At 49.5% G+C, this 2,432-nt stretch carries 2 protein-coding genes; both read left to right on the forward strand.

All coding sequences use genetic code 11. The features are described 5' to 3' along the window. Positions 1-63 precede the first annotated feature (63 nt). Positions 64-1,599 (forward strand): IS21 family transposase, encoded by a 1,536-nt coding sequence (gene istA / locus CALSC_RS02960; protein ID WP_088239936.1) that lies wholly within the window; start codon positions 64-66, stop codon positions 1,597-1,599. Positions 1,600-1,608: 9 nt separating this feature from the next. After that, the gene (istB, locus tag CALSC_RS02965) at positions 1,609-2,352 is read left to right on the forward strand and encodes an IS21-like element helper ATPase IstB (RefSeq protein ID WP_088239937.1); all 744 of its coding nucleotides are present in this window, start codon (positions 1,609-1,611) and stop codon (positions 2,350-2,352) included. Positions 2,353-2,432 lie beyond the last annotated feature (80 nt).

A 2,432-nucleotide genomic window follows, 5' to 3' on the forward strand; every position in this document is an offset into this window, starting at 1 on the left:
TTTTTCTAATTAAATCAATAACTAAGCTCTTCTTAGTCCGTTAAAGATTAAGGAAGCCAGTTGATGCCCAGAAAGAGAACAAATATGAATAAGATTTACGATGTATTGCGACTGAAGTTTGAGGCAGGTCTGAGCAATCGAAACATCGCCAGGTGCCTGGGGATTGGGACCTCCACCGTCACTGATCTCCTCACCAGCTTCAATCGTTCTGATTTAGCCTGGCCACTGCCGGATGATCTCACCCAGTCGCAGTTAGAAAACACCCTTTATCCTGGCCGCCAATCCAATAAGAGGAAACGCGCGCCTGATTTCGTCGACATGCACCAGGAGTTAAAACGCAAAGGCATGACGAAGCTATTGCTGTGGGAGGAATATCGCGAAACTGCGCCTGAAACGGCCTATGGTTACACTCAGTTCTGTGAACATTATCAGCGCTGGCTTAAGAAACAAAAGCGCAGTATGCGTCAGCATCATATTGCCGGTGACAAGCTGTTTATCGATTACTGCGGGCCAACGGTGCCCATTGTTAACCCTGATACCGGGGAAGTGCGTGATGCCCAAATCTTTGTGGCAACCCTGGGCGCTTCAAACTATACCTATGTGGAAGCCTGTCACTCACAACAGTCTCAGGACTGGTTGATGGCCCATGTTCACGCGTTTGAATTTTTCGGTGGCGTACCCAAACTCCTGGTGCCGGATAACCTCAAAGCGGCAGTCACCAAAACCCATCGTTACCAGCCCACTATCAATGAAAACTACGCCCGTATGGCCCGCCATTACCACACCGCCATCATGCCCGCCAGGCCTTATAAGCCGAAGGACAAAAGCAAAGCGGAGAATGCGGTGCTGATTGTGGAACGGTGGATATTAATGCGGCTCAGGCATCAGGTATTCCATACCCTGGCGGGACTGAATGTCGCCATTAAAGCATTGCTCAACGATTTAAACCACAGACAGCAAAAGATGCATCCCGGTTCCCGCCATCATCTGTATGAAAAACTGGATAAGCCCGCCCTGATGCCACTGCCGCTTCACACTTATGAATATGTGGATACCAGACGTGCCAGAGTCGGGCCGGATTACCATGTACTGTATGACAAACACGCCTACTCAGTCCCTCATCAACTGGTTGGTGAGCAATTGCAAATTGATGCCACACAGCGTCTGGTTCGCATTTACCACAAAGGTGAAATCGTGGCGCAGCATCCCAAAAGTGCAAAACAGGGCGGCTTCACAACGGTCCCGGAACACATGCCGCAGGCGCATGTTAAACAGCGCTGGAGTCAGTCCCGGCTACTTAACTGGGGACAGAATATCGGCTGTGGAGTACATGCGGTCATCCAATGTCAGTTCCAGCGCCGTGAGCATCCCCAACAGGCCATCAAAAGCTGTTTAGGTATCCTGAGCCTCTCCAAACACTATGGGGATGCACGTCTGGAAGCGGCCTGTCAGAAAGCGTTATTGCTGGAGAGACCTTACTACACGGTGATATCCAATTTACTGAAACATCACAAAGAACAGCCGTCTGACCATCCGCAACAGGATAACGACACGCCCATCAACCACCCCAATGTACGTGGACACCACTACTACCAATAGGAGAAACCAATGCACTCTGCATTAAATGAACAATTGCGCTCATTACGACTGAGCCACTTCTGCCATGCCCTGGAACGACAGCAGGCACAACCCACCACTTACAGCGACATGAGCTTCGAAGAACGTCTCGGCTTACTGGCTGACTATGAACTTCAATGTCGGGATAACAACAAGATAAAACGTCTGAAGCGCCAGGCTAAACTGCGACTGGATGCACAACCGAATCACATTGATTACCGTGCAGGGCGCGGGATAAGAAAAGACAAAATGGCTTCACTGTTAAACGGCCAATATCTTCATCATGGGCATAACATCTTGCTCACAGGCGCTACCGGATGTGGCAAAACTTACCTTGCCTGTGCCCTGGCCGAACAGGCCTGCCAGCAACATCACACCGTTCGTTATTATCGCCTGGGTCATTTACTTGATGATTTATCAACAGGTCATGCGGACGGCAGCTACCGCCAACAACTCAATAACCTGTCCAAAAGAAAGCTCCTGGTGTTGGATGACTGGGGCATGGAAAAACTGACGGCCAGACAGGCTAATGATCTACTTGATGTGATGGAAGATCGCTATCAAAGAGGCAGCACGATCATAGCCAGCCAGATCCCCGTGAACGAGTGGTACAAGTTGATAAACAACCCAACAGTTGCAGACGCTCTGCTGGATCGACTACTGCACAATAGTCATCGAATAGAGCTACAGGGAGAATCAATGAGAAAACTGGACCAATCCGGTCACATAGAGTAAAAATAATGAAGAAGAAAAAGGACTAAAAAGGTCTGGCCGGATAACTCCGAAACGGCTGGCCGAATTCACCGAAATACGCA

It is taken from the genome of Calothrix rhizosoleniae SC01 (assembly GCF_900185595.1).
GTDB lineage: Bacteria > Cyanobacteriota > Cyanobacteriia > Cyanobacteriales > Nostocaceae > Calothrix_A > Calothrix_A rhizosoleniae.